The sequence below is a fragment of the Flagellimonas olearia genome (genome assembly GCF_009184425.1).
In the GTDB taxonomy this organism is placed as follows: Bacteria; Bacteroidota; Bacteroidia; order Flavobacteriales; family Flavobacteriaceae; genus Flagellimonas; species Flagellimonas olearia.
Genome location: NZ_WELG01000001.1, coordinates 1,639,511 through 1,658,694 on the forward strand (window position 1 = coordinate 1,639,511; position 19,184 = coordinate 1,658,694).

At 43.9% G+C, this 19,184-nt stretch carries 22 protein-coding genes and 1 other RNA gene; 14 read left to right on the forward strand and 9 right to left on the reverse strand.

Going from position 1 to position 19,184, the window contains the following annotated elements; genetic code table 11:
- Position 1: 1 nt before the first annotated feature.
- The 4 genes from rny to F8C76_RS07075 all read right to left on the reverse strand — a co-directional run bounded on the left by rny (position 2) and on the right by F8C76_RS07075 (position 2,387).
- Positions 2-1,573, reverse strand: coding sequence for a ribonuclease Y (gene rny / locus F8C76_RS07060; protein WP_152131068.1), 1,572 nt, complete (start codon positions 1,571-1,573; stop codon positions 2-4).
- 53 nt (positions 1,574-1,626) lie between these two features.
- Positions 1,627-1,736, reverse strand: a non-coding RNA gene (gene ssrS / locus F8C76_RS07065) — 6S RNA.
- Positions 1,737-1,789: 53 nt separating this feature from the next.
- Entirely contained in the window at positions 1,790-2,083 is a 294-nt protein-coding gene (locus tag F8C76_RS07070) for a cell division protein ZapA (RefSeq protein ID WP_116218193.1), read from the reverse strand.
- A gap of 13 nt (positions 2,084-2,096) precedes the next feature.
- Positions 2,097-2,387, reverse strand: a complete 291-nt coding sequence (locus tag F8C76_RS07075; RefSeq protein ID WP_116218712.1) for a coiled-coil domain-containing protein — start codon at positions 2,385-2,387, stop codon at positions 2,097-2,099.
- 167 nt (positions 2,388-2,554) lie between these two features.
- On the opposite strand from F8C76_RS07075, the gene F8C76_RS07080 reads away from it, so the two are divergent.
- The 3 genes from F8C76_RS07080 to F8C76_RS07090 all read left to right on the forward strand — a co-directional run bounded on the left by F8C76_RS07080 (position 2,555) and on the right by F8C76_RS07090 (position 5,341).
- Positions 2,555-4,246 (forward strand): M23 family metallopeptidase, encoded by a 1,692-nt coding sequence (locus F8C76_RS07080; RefSeq protein ID WP_152131069.1) that lies wholly within the window; start codon positions 2,555-2,557, stop codon positions 4,244-4,246.
- 207 nt (positions 4,247-4,453) lie between these two features.
- Positions 4,454-4,681 (forward strand): hypothetical protein, encoded by a 228-nt coding sequence (locus F8C76_RS07085; RefSeq protein ID WP_152131070.1) that lies wholly within the window; start codon positions 4,454-4,456, stop codon positions 4,679-4,681.
- Positions 4,682-4,690: 9 nt separating this feature from the next.
- The gene (locus tag F8C76_RS07090; protein ID WP_152131071.1) at positions 4,691-5,341 is read left to right on the forward strand and encodes a hypothetical protein; all 651 of its coding nucleotides are present in this window, start codon (positions 4,691-4,693) and stop codon (positions 5,339-5,341) included.
- On the opposite strand, the gene F8C76_RS07095 is transcribed toward F8C76_RS07090, so the two are convergent.
- Positions 5,342-6,490, reverse strand: coding sequence for a cysteine desulfurase family protein (locus F8C76_RS07095; protein WP_152131072.1), 1,149 nt, complete (start codon positions 6,488-6,490; stop codon positions 5,342-5,344).
- 110 nt (positions 6,491-6,600) lie between these two features.
- Here F8C76_RS07095 and F8C76_RS07100 point away from each other — a divergent pair, with 110 nt between their 5' ends.
- A complete protein-coding gene (locus F8C76_RS07100; RefSeq protein ID WP_152131073.1) occupies positions 6,601-7,575 on the forward strand; it encodes a hypothetical protein in 975 nt (324 codons plus the stop codon).
- 1 nt (position 7,576) lies between these two features.
- Here F8C76_RS07100 and F8C76_RS07105 read toward each other — a convergent pair whose 3' ends face one another.
- Entirely contained in the window at positions 7,577-8,128 is a 552-nt protein-coding gene (locus tag F8C76_RS07105; RefSeq protein WP_152131074.1) for a DUF8465 domain-containing protein, read from the reverse strand.
- A 54-nt stretch (positions 8,129-8,182) separates the two neighbouring features.
- On the opposite strand from F8C76_RS07105, the gene F8C76_RS07110 reads away from it, so the two are divergent.
- From F8C76_RS07110 to F8C76_RS07125, 4 genes are read left to right on the forward strand one after another with little or no spacing between them, the layout of a single operon-like run.
- The gene (locus F8C76_RS07110) at positions 8,183-8,509 is read left to right on the forward strand and encodes a DUF2752 domain-containing protein (RefSeq protein ID WP_249042371.1); all 327 of its coding nucleotides are present in this window, start codon (positions 8,183-8,185) and stop codon (positions 8,507-8,509) included.
- 11 nt (positions 8,510-8,520) lie between these two features.
- A complete protein-coding gene (locus F8C76_RS07115; protein WP_129652915.1) occupies positions 8,521-8,844 on the forward strand; it encodes a CCC motif membrane protein in 324 nt (107 codons plus the stop codon).
- A 34-nt stretch (positions 8,845-8,878) separates the two neighbouring features.
- Positions 8,879-9,148, forward strand: a complete 270-nt coding sequence (locus F8C76_RS07120; RefSeq protein WP_129653343.1) for a CD225/dispanin family protein — start codon at positions 8,879-8,881, stop codon at positions 9,146-9,148.
- Entirely contained in the window at positions 9,132-9,527 is a 396-nt protein-coding gene (locus F8C76_RS07125) for a DUF2752 domain-containing protein (protein ID WP_152131075.1), read from the forward strand. The genes F8C76_RS07120 and F8C76_RS07125 overlap by 17 nt, the downstream gene beginning before the upstream one ends.
- On the opposite strand, the gene recQ is transcribed toward F8C76_RS07125, so the two are convergent.
- Positions 9,524-11,725 carry a DNA helicase RecQ gene (gene recQ / locus F8C76_RS07130; protein ID WP_152131076.1) on the reverse strand — a complete coding sequence of 734 codons (2,202 nt, stop codon included), beginning with the start codon at positions 11,723-11,725 and terminating at the stop codon, positions 9,524-9,526. The two genes, F8C76_RS07125 and recQ, sit on opposite strands and share 4 nt — an antisense overlap.
- A gap of 186 nt (positions 11,726-11,911) precedes the next feature.
- Between recQ and F8C76_RS07135 the strand changes: the two genes are divergently transcribed.
- Genes F8C76_RS07135 through lptB form a run of 4 tightly spaced genes read left to right on the forward strand, consistent with a single transcriptional unit; the run spans position 11,912 to position 14,857 of the window.
- A complete protein-coding gene (locus tag F8C76_RS07135) occupies positions 11,912-12,877 on the forward strand; it encodes a KpsF/GutQ family sugar-phosphate isomerase (RefSeq protein WP_152131077.1) in 966 nt (321 codons plus the stop codon).
- On the forward strand, positions 12,877-13,719 hold the full coding sequence (gene tatC / locus F8C76_RS07140) for a twin-arginine translocase subunit TatC (RefSeq protein WP_129652919.1): 843 nt from the start codon (positions 12,877-12,879) through the stop codon (positions 13,717-13,719). Before F8C76_RS07135 ends, tatC begins: the two co-directional genes overlap by 1 nt.
- Positions 13,709-14,059: a carboxymuconolactone decarboxylase family protein gene (locus F8C76_RS07145; protein ID WP_116218205.1), complete on the forward strand. Its 351-nt coding sequence runs from the start codon at positions 13,709-13,711 to the stop codon at positions 14,057-14,059. The genes tatC and F8C76_RS07145 overlap by 11 nt, the downstream gene beginning before the upstream one ends.
- Before the next feature lie 57 nt (positions 14,060-14,116).
- Complete coding sequence (gene lptB / locus F8C76_RS07150) at positions 14,117-14,857, forward strand: LPS export ABC transporter ATP-binding protein (RefSeq protein WP_129652920.1); 741 nt, start codon at positions 14,117-14,119, stop codon at positions 14,855-14,857.
- Here lptB and F8C76_RS07155 read toward each other — a convergent pair.
- Positions 14,854-15,309: a PH domain-containing protein gene (locus F8C76_RS07155; RefSeq protein ID WP_152131078.1), complete on the reverse strand. Its 456-nt coding sequence runs from the start codon at positions 15,307-15,309 to the stop codon at positions 14,854-14,856. The two genes, lptB and F8C76_RS07155, sit on opposite strands and share 4 nt — an antisense overlap.
- Positions 15,296-16,030 carry a CDP-alcohol phosphatidyltransferase family protein gene (locus tag F8C76_RS07160; RefSeq protein WP_152131079.1) on the reverse strand — a complete coding sequence of 245 codons (735 nt, stop codon included), beginning with the start codon at positions 16,028-16,030 and terminating at the stop codon, positions 15,296-15,298. Before F8C76_RS07160 ends, F8C76_RS07155 begins: the two co-directional genes overlap by 14 nt.
- A gap of 90 nt (positions 16,031-16,120) precedes the next feature.
- Between F8C76_RS07160 and F8C76_RS07165 the strand changes: the two genes are divergently transcribed.
- Together F8C76_RS07165 and F8C76_RS07170 are read left to right on the forward strand one after the other, a co-directional pair.
- Positions 16,121-17,290 (forward strand): lipoprotein N-acyltransferase Lnb domain-containing protein, encoded by a 1,170-nt coding sequence (locus F8C76_RS07165; protein WP_152131080.1) that lies wholly within the window; start codon positions 16,121-16,123, stop codon positions 17,288-17,290.
- A gap of 15 nt (positions 17,291-17,305) precedes the next feature.
- Positions 17,306-19,183, forward strand: a complete 1,878-nt coding sequence (locus F8C76_RS07170) for an ABC-F family ATP-binding cassette domain-containing protein (protein WP_152131081.1) — start codon at positions 17,306-17,308, stop codon at positions 19,181-19,183.
- Position 19,184: the final 1 nt, after the last annotated feature.

The following is a 19,184-nucleotide window of genomic DNA, read 5'->3' on the forward strand; positions in this document are numbered from 1 at the left end:
CTTATTTAGCCACGTTCACCGAACGGGTCTCACGGATAACCGTGACCTTTACCTGACCCGGATAGGTCATATCCGTCTGTATCTTCTGCGAAATTTCAAAGGAAAGTTCAGCTGCCTTGTCATCGTTTACCTTTTCACTTTCCACGATTACACGAAGCTCCCTACCGGCTTGAATGGCGTAGGCCTTTTGCACTCCATTGAATCCAAAGGCAATATCCTCCAAATCCTTCAAACGTTGAATATAGGAGTCCAATACTTGTCTACGGGCTCCCGGGCGGGCTCCACTAATGGCATCACAGACCTGAACGATGGGTGATATCAAAGTAGTCATTTCAATCTCATCGTGGTGGGCTCCAATCGCGTTGCACACTTCCTTCTTTTCACCATACTTCTGGGCCCATTGCATTCCCAAGATAGCGTGTGGTGTTTCCACTTCTGCTTCGGCCAACGGCACTTTTCCAATATCATGCAAAAGTCCAGCACGCTTGGCAATTTTTGGGTTAAGTCCCAATTCGGCTGCCATTACCCCACAAAGTTTGGCCACTTCCCTAGAGTGCTGCAATAGGTTCTGGCCATAGGAGGAACGATATTTCATCCGCCCGACCGCCTTGATCAATTCAGGGTGTAGACCATGGATACCCAAATCTATGACGGTACGCTTTCCTATTTCGGCAATCTCTTCATTGATTTGCTTCTCGGTCTTTTTAACGACTTCTTCAATACGTGCCGGGTGGATTCGTCCATCGGTCACCAAACGGTGCAAGGACAGACGGGCAACCTCTCTCCGTACCGAATCGAAACAGGATAGGATAATGGCCTCTGGCGTATCATCCACAATGATTTCCACTCCCGTGGCCGCTTCCAAAGCCCTGATATTTCTACCCTCACGTCCAATGATGCGTCCTTTGACGTCATCGGACTCCAAATTGAAGACAGAAACACAGTTCTCCACAGCCTCCTCAGTACCGATTCTTTGGATAGTATTGATTACAATTTTCTTGGCCTCTTGTTGGGCAGTAAGCTTGGCCTCTTCCAACGTAGTTTGCAGATAGGCCATGGCATCCGACTTTGCGGTTTCCTTCAAGGATTCCAACAATTGGCTCTTGGCATCCTCAGCGGAAAGCCCTGAAATCACCTCCAATTGTTGCACTTGGCTTTTATGCAATTTTTCAACTTCGGATTGTTTCTTTTCAAGGATTTCACTTTTATAGTCAACCTCCTTGATCTGCTGCTCCAATCGTTCGTTCAATTTTTTATTCTTGGCGAGTTCACTGCTTACCTGCGACTCTTTATCCCTGGTCCTCTTCTCCGCCTCACCGATCTTCTTATCCTTATTGATGATGACCTTCTCATGCTCGGCCTTTAGTTCCAAGAACTTTTCCTTGGCCTGGAATATCTTATCTTTTTTAATGCTCTCTCCCTCCTTCTGTGCCTCTTTTACAATATCCGATGCCTCTTTTTTGGCATTGGATATCACTTTGGTAGCCTTTCCCTTCTCCATCATCTTGGCTATGGCAAATCCTATTGCCAGCCCTACAACAGCCGCCGCAACAATTATTATGATATTATCCATTTCGATTATGTTTGGTTATAAAAAAAAAGCCCACATTGGTCGAAGTTTTGTACAAACTCCAAATTACAGGTTTAGGGCTAACAAGCTGCTCAAGGATCCCTATACAGGTAGGGCCTGCTTTTACAACCTAAACTCACCCTCTTGAATTATAATAGTGTTGAGTTTGTCAAAAAAATGATACCAACGTGGGCAGTAACATTGTTTATTTTAAAGAACTTATTCCCCTAGTTTGGAATATACCAAATCGTTCAGGGCCTTGAGCCGTTCCATGGCGGCCTTTGTTCCTTCGGACTGGTCTATTCCGCCTTGCTCTATTTTTGAAGCGAACTGTAAGGCACACATGGCCAAAACGTCCTGCTTGTCCCGAACCGCATAGTTTTGCTCGAACTTTTTGACCAAACTTTCTATGTTTTTGGCCGCTTTCCGCAATCCTTCCTCCTGTTTGGGATCTATCGTCAACGGATACACCCTATCAGCAATGGAAAGCTTTATTTTGAGCTTTTCTTCCATCTTATCGGTACTATCAATCCGCTAACTTGGCAATGCAAACATCCAGTTCACGGATCAACGTATTTATTTTGAGCTTAGCTTCTGTTTTGCTAGTATTACTACCCAGCATCGTGTTTGCCATTTTTAAGGAATTGTACTTTTCTTCCCATTCCAGAACGGCTTCCTGTATGCGTTTGTTTTCTTCCTTTTCCAGGTTCAATTCTTCTTTCAACTTGGCATTGGCCTGATGCAACAATTCCATTTTGTGCAACAGTTTGCTCACTTTGTTTTCCAAAGAATCAACAATCTCAACAAGTTCGCCCATATATGCAAACATCAATGCGTATCACACAAAGTTAACCAACCTTGGGTAACTTCGCAATACTTTTTGGATTTATTCTTAAAGCACTAATTTAACCCCATGGACCCATGTTTGACCCTTTTTACAAATCAAAACATTGGTTATTTTCGTATTTAATTATAAAACATTGTATGCGTCTCAATTTTTTTGGAGTCTTCTTTTTGCTTTCCCTGATACTTGTTGCACAAGAAAAATACCCTACGAACACTTTTCGGTCCCCTTTGGAAATTCCAATGGTCCTTGCCGGCACTTTTGGGGAGTTACGGTCCAACCACTTTCATTCCGGAATAGACATAAAAACCCAACAACGGGAAGGTCTGCCCGTTCTCGCGGTTGCCGATGGCACCGTGACCCGGATAAAAGTTTCGCACTGGGGGTACGGGAAAGCCCTCTATATAGCGCATCCTAGCGGACACACCTCGGTTTATGGCCACCTAAAAAAGTTTGGTCCCGAAATAGAAGAGTACGTAAAAAAAATCCAGTACGACAAACAGTCCTACGAAGTGGAAATATTCCCTGAATATGGCGAGTTAAAGGTTGATAAAGGTAACATTGTTGCATTTTCCGGAAATACAGGGGGATCCTCCGGCCCACACCTCCATTTTGAACTACGAAGCAGTGTTTCCGAAAAACCTACCAACCCCCTACTCTATGGTTATGAGGTAAGGGATGCCACAGACCCTTCCTTGGTGGGACTCTTTGCCTATCCCCTATCCAATGACGCTTTGGTGAATCGGAGCGCCCAAAAAATACAGCTGAATTTTACCAGACAAGCCGATGGTTCTTTTTTGGCCGATAAGGTCACTGCCCTTGGCACCATAGGTTTTGGAATCAACAGTTTTGACCGTCAAGACATGGCCGCCAACCAAAATGGCGTCTATGCCGTTAAGCAAACCGTAAATGGCCGGGTCTATCTGGAGTATGATTTTGAATCGTTCTCCTTTGGAGAGACGCGGTACATCAACACCCTGATAGACTATGCCCATTTTGGTAAATATCGGCAGCGCATCCAAAAATGTTTCAAGGAACCTTATAATCATCTAAGCATATACAAAACCCTCTACAACAATGGAAAAATAGATATTGAAGAGGGGATGTCCTATACCGTGGAATTGCTGATTTCCGATATAGAGGGCAACGAAACCAAACTCGTCATCCCGGTTGAAGGAAAGCAAGAGGCCGTTAAAATCAAAAAAGATGATACCACCACCAAGGATTTTATCATTGCGGACAAACCCAACAACTTTGACCTTGGGGCTGCCAAGGTCTACTTTCCCGCAAACACCTTTTATGAGGATTTTTACATGAGCCTGCAAAAAGGCAAGGACACCATTACCATACACGACAACAGTGTTGCGGCCCACCGAAACTTCACCATCAGCTTTGACCCCTCCCAATACCCTTTGGAGGAAAGAAGACAATTGTTCATAGCCCGTTTGGACGACCACATGAGACCCTCCTATTCCAAAACCTACAAGCGGGACGGCTCCTTTACCACCCGAACACGGGCTTTGGGCATGTACACTCTGGTAAAGGACAGTGTTGCCCCTACCATATCCCCAAAAAACTTCAAGGAGCAACAATGGCTGAGCAATTATAGCTACCTGAGCTTGAAAATTTCGGATGACCTTAGCGGAATAGACACCTATTCCGCCACCATTAATGGCAAATGGGTCTTAATGGAGTATGAACCAAAAACGAATACCATTACCTACAATTTTGATGACAAGATCTTGAACGACACTCAATGTGAGCTCAAAGTAACCGTTACGGATAATGTAGGCAACTCCAGTACCTATACGGGCACCTTTTTTAGAAAATAACAGCTTGATTCACCCCAAGTCCATAGCCGTATTTTTAGTGATGCTTTGGACGGTGACGTTCCAAGGACAAATAGCCACGATTTTTGGTGCTGTTTTGGATGAAAATCATTCGCCCGTACCCAATGCAAATATTATTTCCGGAAATAAAGGGGCAATACAGATCCCTACGATTTTCAGAATAGATTAAGAGATTATAGAAGGGCCAATATGGGAATTTCCTATATTTTTGCAAACGAAAAAAACAAACATCCTGAAGGACATTGGCTCCACATGTTCAAGGAGTTCACTGTTGGTTTTGAAATTTTCAATGTGTTCAACAACCAAAATTCCATAACCAATACCTGGGTGAGGGACGTAGATACCCATAGGCAATTTGCCGTACCCAATTACCTGACAAGCCAGGTCCTTAATCTCAAGTTTGAGATGCGATTTTAAATGCAACTGATGAAAAAAATCCTTCCTCTTATCCTGTTTTTCACCGTTTCGTTGGCAATGGCCCAGAAGAACATCTATGAGAACATAAATTTTGACGAACTCACCGAAGACCATCGTGTGCTGGCCATCATCCCTTTTATTGCCCATTTGGAACTCAAGGAAGCTGTGGACCGTGATGAACTAAAAACATTGGCCCAGAGGGAAGGGTATGCGGTACAGAATGCTTTTGAAACCTATTTTTCGAAACGGAAAAAACGGAAAAAGTTCAATGTAGACTTTCAAAATGTAGCCAATACCAATGCCATTCTTGCCCAGAACGGCATCGATTACAACAATCTTGACATCCATACCACCCAGGAGCTGTGCAACATTCTCAAAGTGGATGGCATTATCAGCGGCAACCTCAACCTCAATATCCTGTTATCCGAAGGAGTACCCACCAATTTTAGTCTCTTGGACTACTTCAGTGGAGATGCCAATTATGGTAGGATCGGGGTAAAGATAAGCGATGGTGAAACCGGAAAGCTGTTATGGAAATACGAAAACGAAATCACCAAAAAAACAGGCAAGAACACCACGGAACTCATTGACAAGATGATGAAAACCGCTTCACGAAAATTCCCTTACGACAAAGAAAAGAAGCGCAAGAACAAAGGGTGATCAACTCTCGGCGAACTCCTTGAGCACCCCAATGGTATAATCCAGTTCTTCCTTGGTGTTGTATTTGGAGAAGGAAAAACGCAAAGAAGGCTTTTCCAATTCCGTATCCGAAAGAATCTCGGTAAGTACATGCGACCCTAAATTGCTGCCAGACTGGCAAGCACTTCCTTTGGAACAGGCAATCCCTTTCATATCCAAATGAAACAACAACATCAACCCCTTCTGTTTATCAAATGGCAAACGCACATTGACCAGGGTATAGGTGCTTTTCTCCATATCTCCGGAAAGCCCGTTGAAGACGACATCGGGAATTTCTTGTTGTATTTTTTCTATAAAATATTGCTTTAGCTCTCTGACCAACTGGGTTTCTTCCTCTAAATCTTCATAAGCCTTAATAAAAGCCTCTTCCAAGCCCACAATATTATGAAAAGGTTCGGTGCCCGCCCTATGCCCACGTTCTTGGGAACCCCCAAAAATCAATGGTTTCAATCCCGAGTTTTTTCGGATAAAGGCAAAACCTATTCCCTTTGGCCCATGAAACTTATGGGCTGCAGCGGTCATAAAGTCTATGGAAATTGTTTGCACATCCCATGGATAATGCCCAATGGATTGTACGGTGTCGGAATGAAAAAGTGCGCTGTGTTCCTTGCATAGGGCACCAATGGCCTCTATATCAATAATATTACCTATCTCGTTGTTGACATGCATTAAACTGACCAACTTTTTGGATTCATCCTGTTTCAAAAGACGTTCCAAGTGATCCACTTTAGGATTACCCACCTCATCCAAGTCCACATAGGCCACGGTAATACCATACTCCTTTTCAAGTTCTTCGGCGGTATGGAGCACGGCATGATGCTCTATTTTGGAAGTGATGATGGTTTTGACATCCAAATCCCTTACGGCACAACGCAAAATCATATTGTCCGCCTCAGTTCCTCCAGAGGTGAATATAATTTCCGAAGGTTGGGCGTTCAAGGTTTTGGCAATGGTTTTGCGTGCTTTTTCCACTGCTGTCTTGGCGGATCTACCGTAACTATGGGTAGAGGACGGATTACCGTAGAATTGGGTAAGCGCCTCTTGCATCCGTGCAATTACCTCATCCCTTACCTGCGTTGTGGCAGCGTTGTCCAGGTATACTTTTTGCATAGTCCAGTTGTCAAGTTAAGTGGGTCAAAAATAGGGGAAATAAAGTTAATTTCTTTTAAAGTAAATCCTAGGTTTGGGGTATTATATTGGAATTGCTTTAAATTTGGCGCATGAGAAAACTTTTCTTTTTAGGTGTTTGCTTTACAATGTTTTGGTCTTGCAGTGATGGTGACCTACAAATCGAGGCTATTGATTTTGACGAAGGCTCCATTCAGTTCTGTTCGGGCCAAGAGGACATTGAAACCACATTGTTCTTCAAAATAAATACCAGTGAGGCCCTAATCTTGGACCTCCAGTCCAACCTTATAAAAAATGAACCTTCCCAAAGTCCCATTACCAGTAGCATAGGCAGTCAATCCAGCTTGACCTACAGGTTTTTTTCCGGGGAGGTGGCCAGTTCCTATTTCTGTAGTGAAATCCCCCCAGCTTCCCCAACGGTCATTGAAGAGATCAATGCAACCGATGGAGTGGTCCAAATCATAAGCACCTTGGATACAGTGACCCGATCCACCAAAACCTACAACCATGTCTTTACCATTACCGAGGTTGTATTGACCAATGGGTCCAATGAAAGCATCATAGATCAAACCGGAATAGATTTCGGAGATTACGAGACCAGTGTGGAGAGCAGTGTTGGACTCATTTTCACCAACTTTGAAGATGTTTCCATCGACTCATGTGGGGTCTCCAACGACCAAATTGTATTATCAAAGGTTCTTAAAGACGAGTTCCTCTCTTTGACCATGCCCATCTCTTTGTTGGAAAATGTAGAAACCGGGGACACTCCCAGGGAAATGGATTTATCCGAAACTATAGTGTTCAGGAATGGTATTTCCGGTTCCATTTTGTCTTCGGAAACCGTTTGTGCTGGAATCGATACCTCAGAACTTAAAAATGAGTTTTCCACCACGGAAGGCAAGATATCGGTAACCACCACCGCATCGGAACCTGATGAAAATGCCATTGTGACCTACACACATACCATTTCATTGACCAATTTTGTGCTTCAGGACATGAATGGTTCCAGTGCCGGCACATTTGAGGAAGCCTATGTTTTTGGTACGTTCACCACTACCTCGGAATAGCCTAAGCATTCTGAAAAATATAGACCTCAGTGGCACCTAGCCCATATTTTTGGTAATCGGCATCGTAGTATTTGATGTTCTCGTACTGCTTGAAAAGATAGTATAGCTCTTCCTTTAGAATGCCCTCGCCCACCCCATGGATAAAAACCACTTTCTGTATCCGTTTGGCAATGGCAAAATTCAACTGTCTTTTTGCGGTTTCCAGTTGTAAGTTGAGCACATCAAACTTTTCAAGGCCTTTGGTCGATTTCACCAATTGATGAATGTGCAGGTCCACTTCCATTTTAGGTGCATTCCGTTGTTTGGGCTTTGCGGTTGGGCCCGTTTTTCGTTTGGGCCGTTCTTTTTCCTTTTTCACTTGGGCCACCTCAAAATTGGAAACCCTGATATCTCCAGATACTTTTACCAACTCCTTGATGGGAAACTGCATAGGGAAACCTTCTGGGGTAACAATGGTTGCCGTATTGTCCGAAATGGCCTCCACCGTTCCGGAAATGGCCTCATCCAAGACCTCTACCCTATCCCCAATCGTAACACGCTCTCTATGACCCATCTTAAAAAAATGCCAAAAAAGTTAATCCCATAAGCAAAAATAATAGTATTTTTCTTGACCTTTATAGCAACCATGAACCTATCACTGACCATTCAAGCACTTCTTTTAAATGATTACATGCTACCTTGCCTCAACAAGGAATTGCTTGGATTGGATTGCCCTGGTTGTGGCCTGCAACGCTCCGTTTCATTCTTATTGGACGGGGAACTTTGGGCCGCTTTTAAAATGTACCCTGCACTGTTCACATTGCTTCCACTGTTTGTAGTACTGATCAGCGGTGAGGTATTTCATATGAAGTATAGTAACCGTTTGGTCATTGGGCTCAGCATTGCAAGTGTTGCGCTCATATTGATCAATTACACCATAAAACTGATATTATAAAACTTTACATCATGGAACAAAAAAAATTACCCAACGTTACCTTGGCCTTGGTTTTGGCCATTTTATCCTTGCTTTGCTGCTGCTTTGGAGGAGCACCCGGACTAATTTTGGCGGCCATAGCTTTCTTCTTGGTCAAGAAAGATGAAAAGTCCTATGCCGAGAATCCGGAGGGATACTCCAACTACAGCACCTTGAAAACGGTCAAGATCCTTGCCATCATAGGAATGGTGCTGGGTCTACTTTATCTTATCTACACCTTTTGGTCAATCAACCAAATGGGAGGCTGGGACGGCTATATGGAACGTGTCAATCAAATGATGGAACAATATCAATAAATAATCAATCATAACAATGGAGAATAACCAAAACATGCCGGCTAAACCAAACAACTATATGGTTTTGGCCATCTTAAGTACCATTTTCTGCTGTATTGCAACAGGAATTGCCAGTATCATTTATGCTTCCAAAGTAAATGAATGCTACGCCAGAGGTGAATACGCAGAAGCAGAAAAAGCTTCAAAAAATGCAAAGATGTGGGCCTTCATCGGAATCGGTATTTCCGCTTTGGTCTGGATCATCTATATTGCCTTTTTTGGATTTGCGTTTTTAGGAGCCATGTCCAATGCGGGTAGCTACTAAAAAAACAGTATTTGTAGGATTGGGAGTATTGTCCATCGGGGCAATACTCCTTTACTTTTCATTCAATCCAGAAAACGGGTTGTTATTTCCCAAATGTCCCATACATGAATACCTAGGGATCTATTGTTCCGGCTGTGGAAGTCAAAGGGCCATTCATGACCTGTTACATTTACGTATCGGGGATGCCGTGAGCCACAATATTCTGATATTGCCCGCACTGTTTGTGCTCGCACAACACTTTCTTGTAAAGTTTGGTATCCTTAACGGGAAAAGTCTATTGAATTATCGGTATGCCCCTTTGGTATTGCTGGCCGTTGTATTGCTTTTTATGGCACTCCGTAACTTAAAAATCGGACCTTTTGAATATTTGGCCCCTTAGTTGGCCACTTCGCTGATAAACTTGAGACGGTACAATCTAAGCTCATCATCTTCATAATCGCCATCAAATTCCTCAATGGCCTGTGAAATGGAATCCGTATCGGCCTCCAAAAAGTATTCGTGAATTTCTTCCTGTTGGTCTTCATCCAAAATTTCATCGATCCAATAGCCTAGGTTCAATTTTGTACCACTGAAGACAATCTGTTCCATTTCCTTTATGAGCTCGGGCAGTTCCAACCCCTTGGCAGAGGCAATGTCGTCCAAAGGCAATTTGCGGTCCACGCTTTGGATCACATATAATTTCAAGGCCGAATTGGCCCCTGTACTTTTTACCACAAGGTCGTCTGGACGCATAATGTCATTTTCCTCCACGTACTTGGCGACCAATGCCACAAAAGGCTTTCCATATTTTTTAGCCTTCCCCTCCCCTACGCCCTGGATATTGAGCATCTCTTCCATGGTAATGGGGTACTTTAGGGACATATCCTCCAAGGAAGGGTCCTGAAACACCACAAAAGGAGGAACGCCTATTTTTTGGGCTTCTCTTCTTCTGAGGTCCTTCAACAATTTTAACAGATTATCATCGGCACTGCCTCCTGCAGATTTCCCAGCTGTAACCACCGCTTCATTACCGGTCTCGGTATACTCGTGGTCCTTGGTCATCATGAAGGATTCGGGATTCTTTAGGAATTCTTCCCCAGCTTGGGTCAGATTCAAGATTCCGTAGCGCTCTATTTCCTTTTTCAGTAACCCGGCCACCAGTACTTGTCGTACCAAGGCCATCCAATACATTTTATCCTTGTCTTTCCCAATCCCAAAAAATGGTTTTTCATCCGTCTTGTGCGATGAAATCATGGCATTTACCTTACCCACCAACACCTTTACGATTTCCTTGGTCTTGAACTTTTCATTGGTATCCTTTACCACCCGCAGAAGCTTCATCACCTCCTCCATGGCCTCTTCTTTGGGTTTGGGATTTCTGGCATTGTCATCCATATCTGCCCCTTCCCCATCTTTCTCATCAAATTCTTCCCCAAAATAATGCAGGATGAATTTCCTCCGTGAAATGGACGTCTCGGCATAGGCCACTATTTCTTGCAACAGGGCATTTCCTATTTCCTGTTCGGCCACAGGTTTGCCAGACATGAACTTTTCCAGTTTCTCCACATCCTTGTAGGCATAAAAGGCCAAACAATGTCCTTCACCACCATCCCTACCGGCCCTACCGGTTTCTTGGTAATAGCTTTCTATACTCTTTGGAATATCGTGGTGGATGACAAAACGTACATCCGGCTTATCTATCCCCATCCCAAAAGCAATGGTCGCCACCACTACATCCACTTCCTCCATTAGGAACATATCCTGATATTTGGAACGTGTCTTGGCATCAAAACCGGCATGATAGGGTACCGCACTGATACCATTCACCTGAAGCACTTGGGCCAACTCCTCCACACGTTTTCTGCTCAAACAATAAATGATACCGGATTTTCCCTGGTTCTGCTTTACATATCGAATTATATCCGCATCCACATTTTGGGTCTTCGGGCGGACCTCATAGAACAGATTGGGCCTATTGAACGATGCCTTGAACACTTTGGCATCGGTCATCCCCAAATTTTTGATGATGTCTTCCTGCACCTTTGGTGTGGCTGTGGCCGTAAGTCCAACGATGGGAATATCATCCCCCAATCGGTTGATGATTCCTTTCAGGTTTCGGTATTCTGGCCTAAAATCATGGCCCCATTCCGAAATACAGTGGGCTTCATCCACCGCAACAAAAGAAATGGTGACACTTCGTAAAAATTCTATGTTCTCTTCTTTGGTCAAGGATTCAGGCGCCACGTACAAAAGTTTGGTAAGACCATTGGTCATATCTTCCTTCACCTGTTTCACTTCGGTCTTGGTCAAGGACGAGTTGAGCACGTGTGCTATGCCCGGTTCCTCGGATATTCCCCGAATGGCATCCACTTGGTTCTTCATCAAGGCGATCAAGGGCGATATGACGATGGCCGCCCCCTCTTTCATAATGGCCGGGAGTTGATAGCACAACGACTTACCCCCGCCTGTTGGCATGATCACAAAAGTGTCATTCCCCTCAAGCACGTTCTGTATTACATTTTCCTGAAGTCCCTTGAACTTTGAAAAACCAAAAATCTTTTTTAGTGAGGTATGCAACTCAGTATTCGTAAGACTCATTTCAGCATTTTCGATTTTAATTCCACCCCTTGGAAAGGGAAAATGGATTTTAAATTTTCAACGTCATTTAAAAGTAGGAAGTATTCTATCTTCCATAAATGGACATAAAAGATAGTTTGATTAGCTTTGTAAACTTAAATATAAGACATTCTTTTAGGAATACAATCAGTTAATCCGTTAATTACCTTGAGCGACATCCAGTCTATTTTATCCATCGCAAAGCGAACCCTTGAAACGGAGAGCAAGGCCATAGCCAATCTTATGGGCCTGCTCGATGAAGAATTCGCCCATGCCGTACAGTATATCTTGGAATCCAAAGGCCGAGTTGTGGTCTCTGGAGTGGGCAAAAGTGCCATTGTAGCCTCAAAAATTGTGGCTACCCTGAACTCTACCGGCACCCCGGCCATTTTTATGCACGCCGCAGATGCCATTCATGGCGATTTGGGCACCATCCAAGAGAACGATATTGTCATTTGCCTATCCAAAAGTGGAAACACCCCGGAAATAAAGGCACTGCTCCCCCTGATCAAAATTGGGAAAAACAAATTGATCGGGATTACCGGGAACATGGAATCCGTTTTGGCCAAACAGGCAGATTTTGTCCTGAACACCTTTGTGGAAAAAGAAGCCTGTCCCAATAACCTAGCACCCACCACCAGTACCTCGGCCCAAATGGCCATGGGAGATGCCTTGGCCATTTGCCTATTGGAACTTCGGGGCTTTTCCAGTAGCGATTTTGCCAAATACCATCCTGGCGGCGCATTGGGCAAAAAGTTATATTTGCGGGTCGCCGATATTGTGGTTAACAACCAAAAACCACAAGTCGATGTCAACTCAAATGTAAAAGAGGTGATCGTTGAGATTTCGGAAAAGATGTTGGGCGTTACCGCAGTCATTGAAAATGACAAAGTGGTTGGGGTGGTCACCGACGGGGACATCCGAAGGATGCTCAGCAAATATGACAACATCAATGGGCTCACGGCCAAGGACATCATGACATCCAATCCAAAATCGGTAGAGGTTGACACCCTGGCGGTAAACGCCTTGAAACTACTTCAAGAAAAAGGGATTTCCCAACTATTGGCCTTTGACAATGGGGCCTATGCTGGGGTAGTCCATATCCATAACCTTATAAACGAGGGAATCCTATAATGGCAAAAACAGCAAAGAAAAATCCAGATGAAATGTCCTTTTTGGACCATTTGGAAGAATTGAGATGGCACTTGATACGCTCCACCTTGGCCATCGTTATTATCGCCTGTATGGCATTTGTTTTCAAGGGGTTTATTTTTGACACCATTTTGTTCGGTCCCAAGAATATGGACTTTCCCACTTACAAGTTCTTTTGCAGGATTGCCACCTATTTCGGCATTGATTCAGAATTTTGCGGTGATACCATGCCATTTACCATTCAAAGTAGGTTGATGGCAGGGCAATTCTCGGCCCATATCTGGACCTCCATTTGGGCAGGTATCATCCTTGGCTTTCCCTACATTTTGTACGAATTGTGGAAATTTATCAGCCCAGGACTTTATGAGAATGAACGTAAATATTCCCGTGGTTTCATCCTAACGGCATCTTCCCTGTTCTTTTTAGGGGTGCTTTTCGGGTATTACGTGGTAGCTCCCCTATCCATTAACTTTTTGGGAACCTATCAGGTCAGTAAAGAGGTACTCAATGAAATTGACTTGGCCTCCTATGTAGGCGCTGTTCGGTCCTCGGTGATTGCCTGTGGGATTATGTTTGAACTCCCCATAATTATTTACTTTTTAACCAAAGTTGGACTGGTGACCCCGGAAATCCTAAAAAAGTATCGAAAAATAGCCTTGGTAATTGTTTTGATCCTTTCCGCGATCATTACACCTCCCGATGTAACCAGCCAAATTGTGGTGGCCGTACCGGTGCTTATTTTGTACCAGATCAGTATCCGGATTTCCAAGGTGGTGGTAAAGAGAGAGGCCAAAAAAGAAAAAGAGAGAAAAAATGCCAAATAGTGTAGATGAGTTCAACGCCTATCGTTCCAAAATGAACGAAAAATTGCTTGCCGAGAACAACAAGCTCATCAAGCGTATCTTTAATTTGGACACCAATGCCTATATGGCCGGTGCTTTGGATGTAAAGACCAAAGAACTGTTGGGATTGGTCGCTTCTGCCGTTCTCCGCTGTGATGACTGCGTAAAGTATCATTTGGAGCATTCCAAAAAGGCAGGGGCCAGTAAGGAAGAGGTCATGGAAACTTTGGGCATTGCCACTTTGGTGGGCGGTACCATTGTGGTTCCCCATTTGCGAAGAGCCTATGAATTTTGGGAAGATTTGGAAGAGCATGATGCTTAAAAAAAACCAAAAGACCATCCCATAGAAACAGAATATGTTTAGTTTTGGCACATTTCTATGAAGCTACGCGCAGATAATATCATGAAGGCCTATCGTGGCCGAAAGGTCGTAAAAGGCATTTCACTTGAAGTAAACCAAGGTGAAATTGTAGGACTTCTAGGACCCAACGGAGCTGGTAAAACCACCTCGTTCTACATGATCGTAGGCCTCATAAAACCCAATGGAGGCCAGATTTTCCTCGACAATATGGACATCACCGCCTTTCCCATGTACAAAAGGGCGCAGAACGGTATTGGGTATTTGGCACAGGAGGCTTCGGTGTTTCGAAAGCTGAGCATTGAAAAGAACATCCTTAGCGTGTTGCAGCTCACCAAACTGAGCAAAAAAGAGCAGCACATGAAAATGGAGTCGCTCATTGATGAATTTGGTCTGGGGCATATCCGAAAAAACCGGGGCGACCTTTTATCCGGAGGCGAACGCCGACGTACCGAAATTGCCCGCGCCTTGGCAACCGATCCAAAATTTATTTTGTTGGATGAACCCTTTGCCGGGGTAGATCCCGTGGCTGTGGAAGACATCCAACGTATTGTGGCCCAATTGAAGAACAAAAACATTGGTATTCTGATCACGGACCACAATGTCCAGGAAACCTTGGCCATTACCGAACGATCTTACCTGATGTTCGAAGGAGGTATCTTAAAAGCAGGGGTTCCCGAGGAACTGGCTATGGACGAGATGGTTCGAAAGGTATATTTGGGGCAAAACTTTGAGCTTCGTAAAAAGAAATTGGACTTTTAGTCCTTTTCCTTCCACTTTTTCACTTTTACTTGAATTGAGGGGGATAACTCCTTTAAATGCGTAATGAACCCCATCCTATCTTTGGGTGAGACAACTACACTATTGTATCTATCATAAAGAATTTCAAGTCTTTGCAAGGATGCAGCCGGAGCTGAAATGGGATTATAGGTTTCCACAATTCCGGTAATCGATGCAATGGGAATCACTTTTTTGAACCAGAAAAAGGATTTGACCACCAACACCTCCTCCTTGATTTCATAGGATATGGAATATAATACGGCAACAAATAAAATCAAGATTCCGATTGGGACGACCAATTTTATCCAATCCCCATCTTTAATCACGGGAACCATCCCGGCACCAGAAATCAACAGAACGGGAATAAGCAGTTCCAACCCTACTTTGGAAGGGTATACTTTACTATTCCCATACTTTTTCTCAGCTTCGGCCATTCTTTTGGAAGTTCAGTACCGAAACAATCAAGTAAAATGCAATGATCAAAGGAATGGCCAGAAACTTGAGCGTCATCAGCATAATCAGGCTACCTATCAAAAATAAATATCGAACCGCATTGTCTTTAAAACCCCAATTGTCAAACTTCAAGGCAAAAAGTTCAATCTTGGAATTCAGCAAATAAGCACTGACCAAAGTCAAGCCTATCAAAAACCATTGGTTCAGGATGATGCCACTGAGCACTTCATTGTTGTGATACAACAAAATAAGGGGCAAAGAAAGGACTAAAAGGGCATTGGCCGGTGTGGGAAGTCCCCTAAAAGAGGACACTTGATTCTCGTCCACATTAAAGTTCGCCAACCGATATGCCGAAGACAAAGTGATTACAAATCCCAAAAAGGGCAGCAAAGTCATTTCATCGTCATGTCCAAAAAAACCAAGGTTCCATCCGCCACGTTCCGCCATATTGAGCAACTGGAACATGACAATTCCCGGCACCAATCCACTGGTGATCATATCGGCCAGGGAATCCAACTGCACCCCTATCTCACTTTGCACCTTCAACAAACGCGCTGCCAATCCATCAAAAAAATCGAAAAATATCCCAATAAACACAAAAAGGGCAGCCCATTCCAAATGGTTGAGTACCGCAAAAACCGTTGCCACACAACCACTGAATACATTGAGGAGCGTTAGAAAATTGGGAATGTACGATTTCATAAACTTCAATTTCCGTAAAAATAAGGCAAAAAGATTTTGATGTTCGGCTGAGCCGTATTTATTCTGATATTTGCCCAGACAAATCAAACCATGAAGGCAAGAACCCTCTTTTTCACCATACTGCTTCTACTAGGGGTGCGGGCCTTGGCCCAAGCTCCCCAACTCTCGGAAAGGTCACAGATAAGCCTCCTTACCTGCGCCGCTGGCGATGAACTTTACTATGCCTTTGGCCATAGTTCATTCCGGGTCCAGGATTCTGTCTTGGGGATAGATGTGGTCTACAACTATGGTACTTTTGATTTCAATCGCCCTAATTTCTACCTGAACTTTGTCAAGGGAAAATTGATCTACTCCCTCTCCAGACGTAGCTTTGATGATTTTCTTTTTGAGTATGAAATGGAAAAAAGATGGGTCAAGGAACAAATTTTGGATCTCACCCTTGAACAAAGAAATCAACTACTCGCTTTTTTCGAAAACAATTACCTGCCCCAAAACCGTGACTATCTTTATGACCCGCTACTGAACAATTGCTCCAGTATTACCGGAGACATCTTAAAAGACCAATTTGGGGAAGCCATTGTTTTTGATGGTTCCTATTTGGATCAACAATACACCTTCCGCCAATTGGTACGGCAATTTATGGATGTCAACTCTTGGTCCATGTTCGGCATAGATTTGGCCTTTGGCTCTGTGGTAGACCGAAAGGCCACCGTACAGGAGCATATGTTTTTGCCTTACTATGCCATGGAACAGATACGGCATACCTCCTTAAATGGAAAACCGTTGTTGAAAAGGGAGCGATCGGTCTTGGATTATGCCGAACATATCCAACAAAGCTTTTTTCCGCTGACCCCATTATTTTGGTTTGTTTTGCTATTGGCATTTACGGCCCTTATCACTTATTTTGACCATAAGCACCAAACACGGAGTCGTTGGCTGGATTTCACCCTTTTCTTCATCACCGGATTGGTGGGCACCTTTTTGTTGGTATTATGGCTAGCGACCGACCATACGTCTACACCCAAAAACTTCAATGTATTGTGGGCGTTCCCATTAAATGCAATTGTAGCTTTTGTTTTTGCCTTTCAGGACAAATTGCCTGCATGGTCGTCCAAGTATCTATGGACAGTATTGGCCCTCATTGGACTCACACTGGTGCTCTGGATATTCAAAGTGCAAATTTTTTCACCTGTCCTGATTCCCTTATTTTTGACCCTGGCCATCCGATATGGGTATCTCATTCGGTATTCCAAACTTTAGGACCAAACCGCATCCATGAATTTACTAACGGTAGAGAACATATCTAAATCGTATGGGGAGCTGGTCTTGTTCTCCGATATTTCCTTCGGAATAAACAAGGACCAAAAAATAGCCCTCATCGCCAAAAATGGGACTGGAAAGACCTCCATCCTCAATATCATGTCCGGAAAGGATGCCACCGAAACGGGTCAAGTGACCATGCGTAAGGGGATTAAAATGGCCTTTTTGGAACAAGAGCCCGAGTTGGACCCCAGCCTCACCATTGAAGAGACCATTCTGGCCACGGACAATGAAACGTTGAGGGTCATTTCCAATTACGAAAAGGCGGTGGAAAACCCCGAGGATACCGAACGCTACCAAAAAGCGTTTGAAGCCATGGAACGGCTCAATGCTTGGGATTTTGAGACCCAATACAAGCAAATTCTCTTTCAACTCCAATTGACCCAGCTAGATGCCAAGGTAAAAACACTCTCAGGTGGGCAACGAAAACGCTTGGCCCTGGCCAATGCCTTGCTCAACAAACCAGATTTACTCATTCTGGATGAGCCCACCAACCATTTGGATCTTGAAATGATCGAATGGCTGGAAGCCTATTTTGCAAAGGAAAACATCACCCTGTTCATGGTGACCCACGACCGATATTTCCTAGATCGGGTCTGTAATGAAATCCTTGAACTGGACAACAATCAATTGTACAGCTACAAGGGAAATTACACTTATTTCCTTAAGGAAAAGGAATCCCGTATGGAACGGGAAGAAGTGGAACAGCACAAGTCCAAACAACTGTATAAAAAAGAGTTGGACTGGATGAGAAGGCAACCCAAGGCCCGAACCACCAAGTCCAAATCCCGGATTGATGATTTTAGCGAAATCAAGAAACGGGCACACCAACGCCGTAAGGAACATGAGGTGCAACTGGAACTGAACATGGAGCGCTTGGGCAGCAAAATCCTGGAATTGCACAATGTATCCAAAGCGTATGGCGAAAAGACGCTGCTATCCAAATTTGATTACACCTTCACCAAAGGGGAACGCGTGGGCATCATTGGGCAAAATGGCACGGGCAAATCCACATTTTTGAACATCATCACCCAGCAAGAACAGGTGGATGGAGGAAAAGTAGTGGTGGGCGACACCTTAAAATTTGGTTACTACACCCAAAAAGGCATTCCGGAGAAAGAAGGACAGAAGGTCATTGATGTCATTCGCGAATTTGGGGACTACATCCCCCTAAAAAAGGGCAAGCAGATTTCCGCCCAACAACTTCTGGAACGTTTTCTTTTTGATAGAAAAAAGCAGTACGATTTTGTTGAGAAGCTCAGTGGCGGGGAGCGCAAACGCCTGTACTTATGTACAGTGCTCATTCAGAATCCCAATTTTTTGATTCTGGATGAACCCACCAACGACTTGGACATTGTTACCCTGAACGTGTTGGAAAGTTTCCTTTTGGATTTTCCGGGTTGCTTGATCGTAGTATCTCACGACCGTTATTTTATGGACAAAATTGTGGACCACTTGTTTGTTTTCAAAGGGAATGGGGTAATCGAAGACTTTCCGGGCAATTATACCGATTACAGGGTGTACGAGAGCAGCAAGATTGCCGAGGAACGGGAAAACAAGGGTAGTGCTTCGGAAAAATCGGAAAAAACCCATTGGAAAGACAAAGACAACAGTGGGAAGCTCTCCTATATGGAGCAAAAAGAATACAGACAATTGGAAAAGGACATTCAAAAATTGGAAGAGCAAAAAGAGGTGTTGCAGAACAAGTTCACCAATCCCGATTTGAGCGGTGACGAAATCAACCAACTTTCCATTGAGCTCAAAGAAGTATCGGATACCATTGAAGAAAAAACGGAGCGTTGGTTTGAACTTTCCGCTATTTTAGAAGGATAAC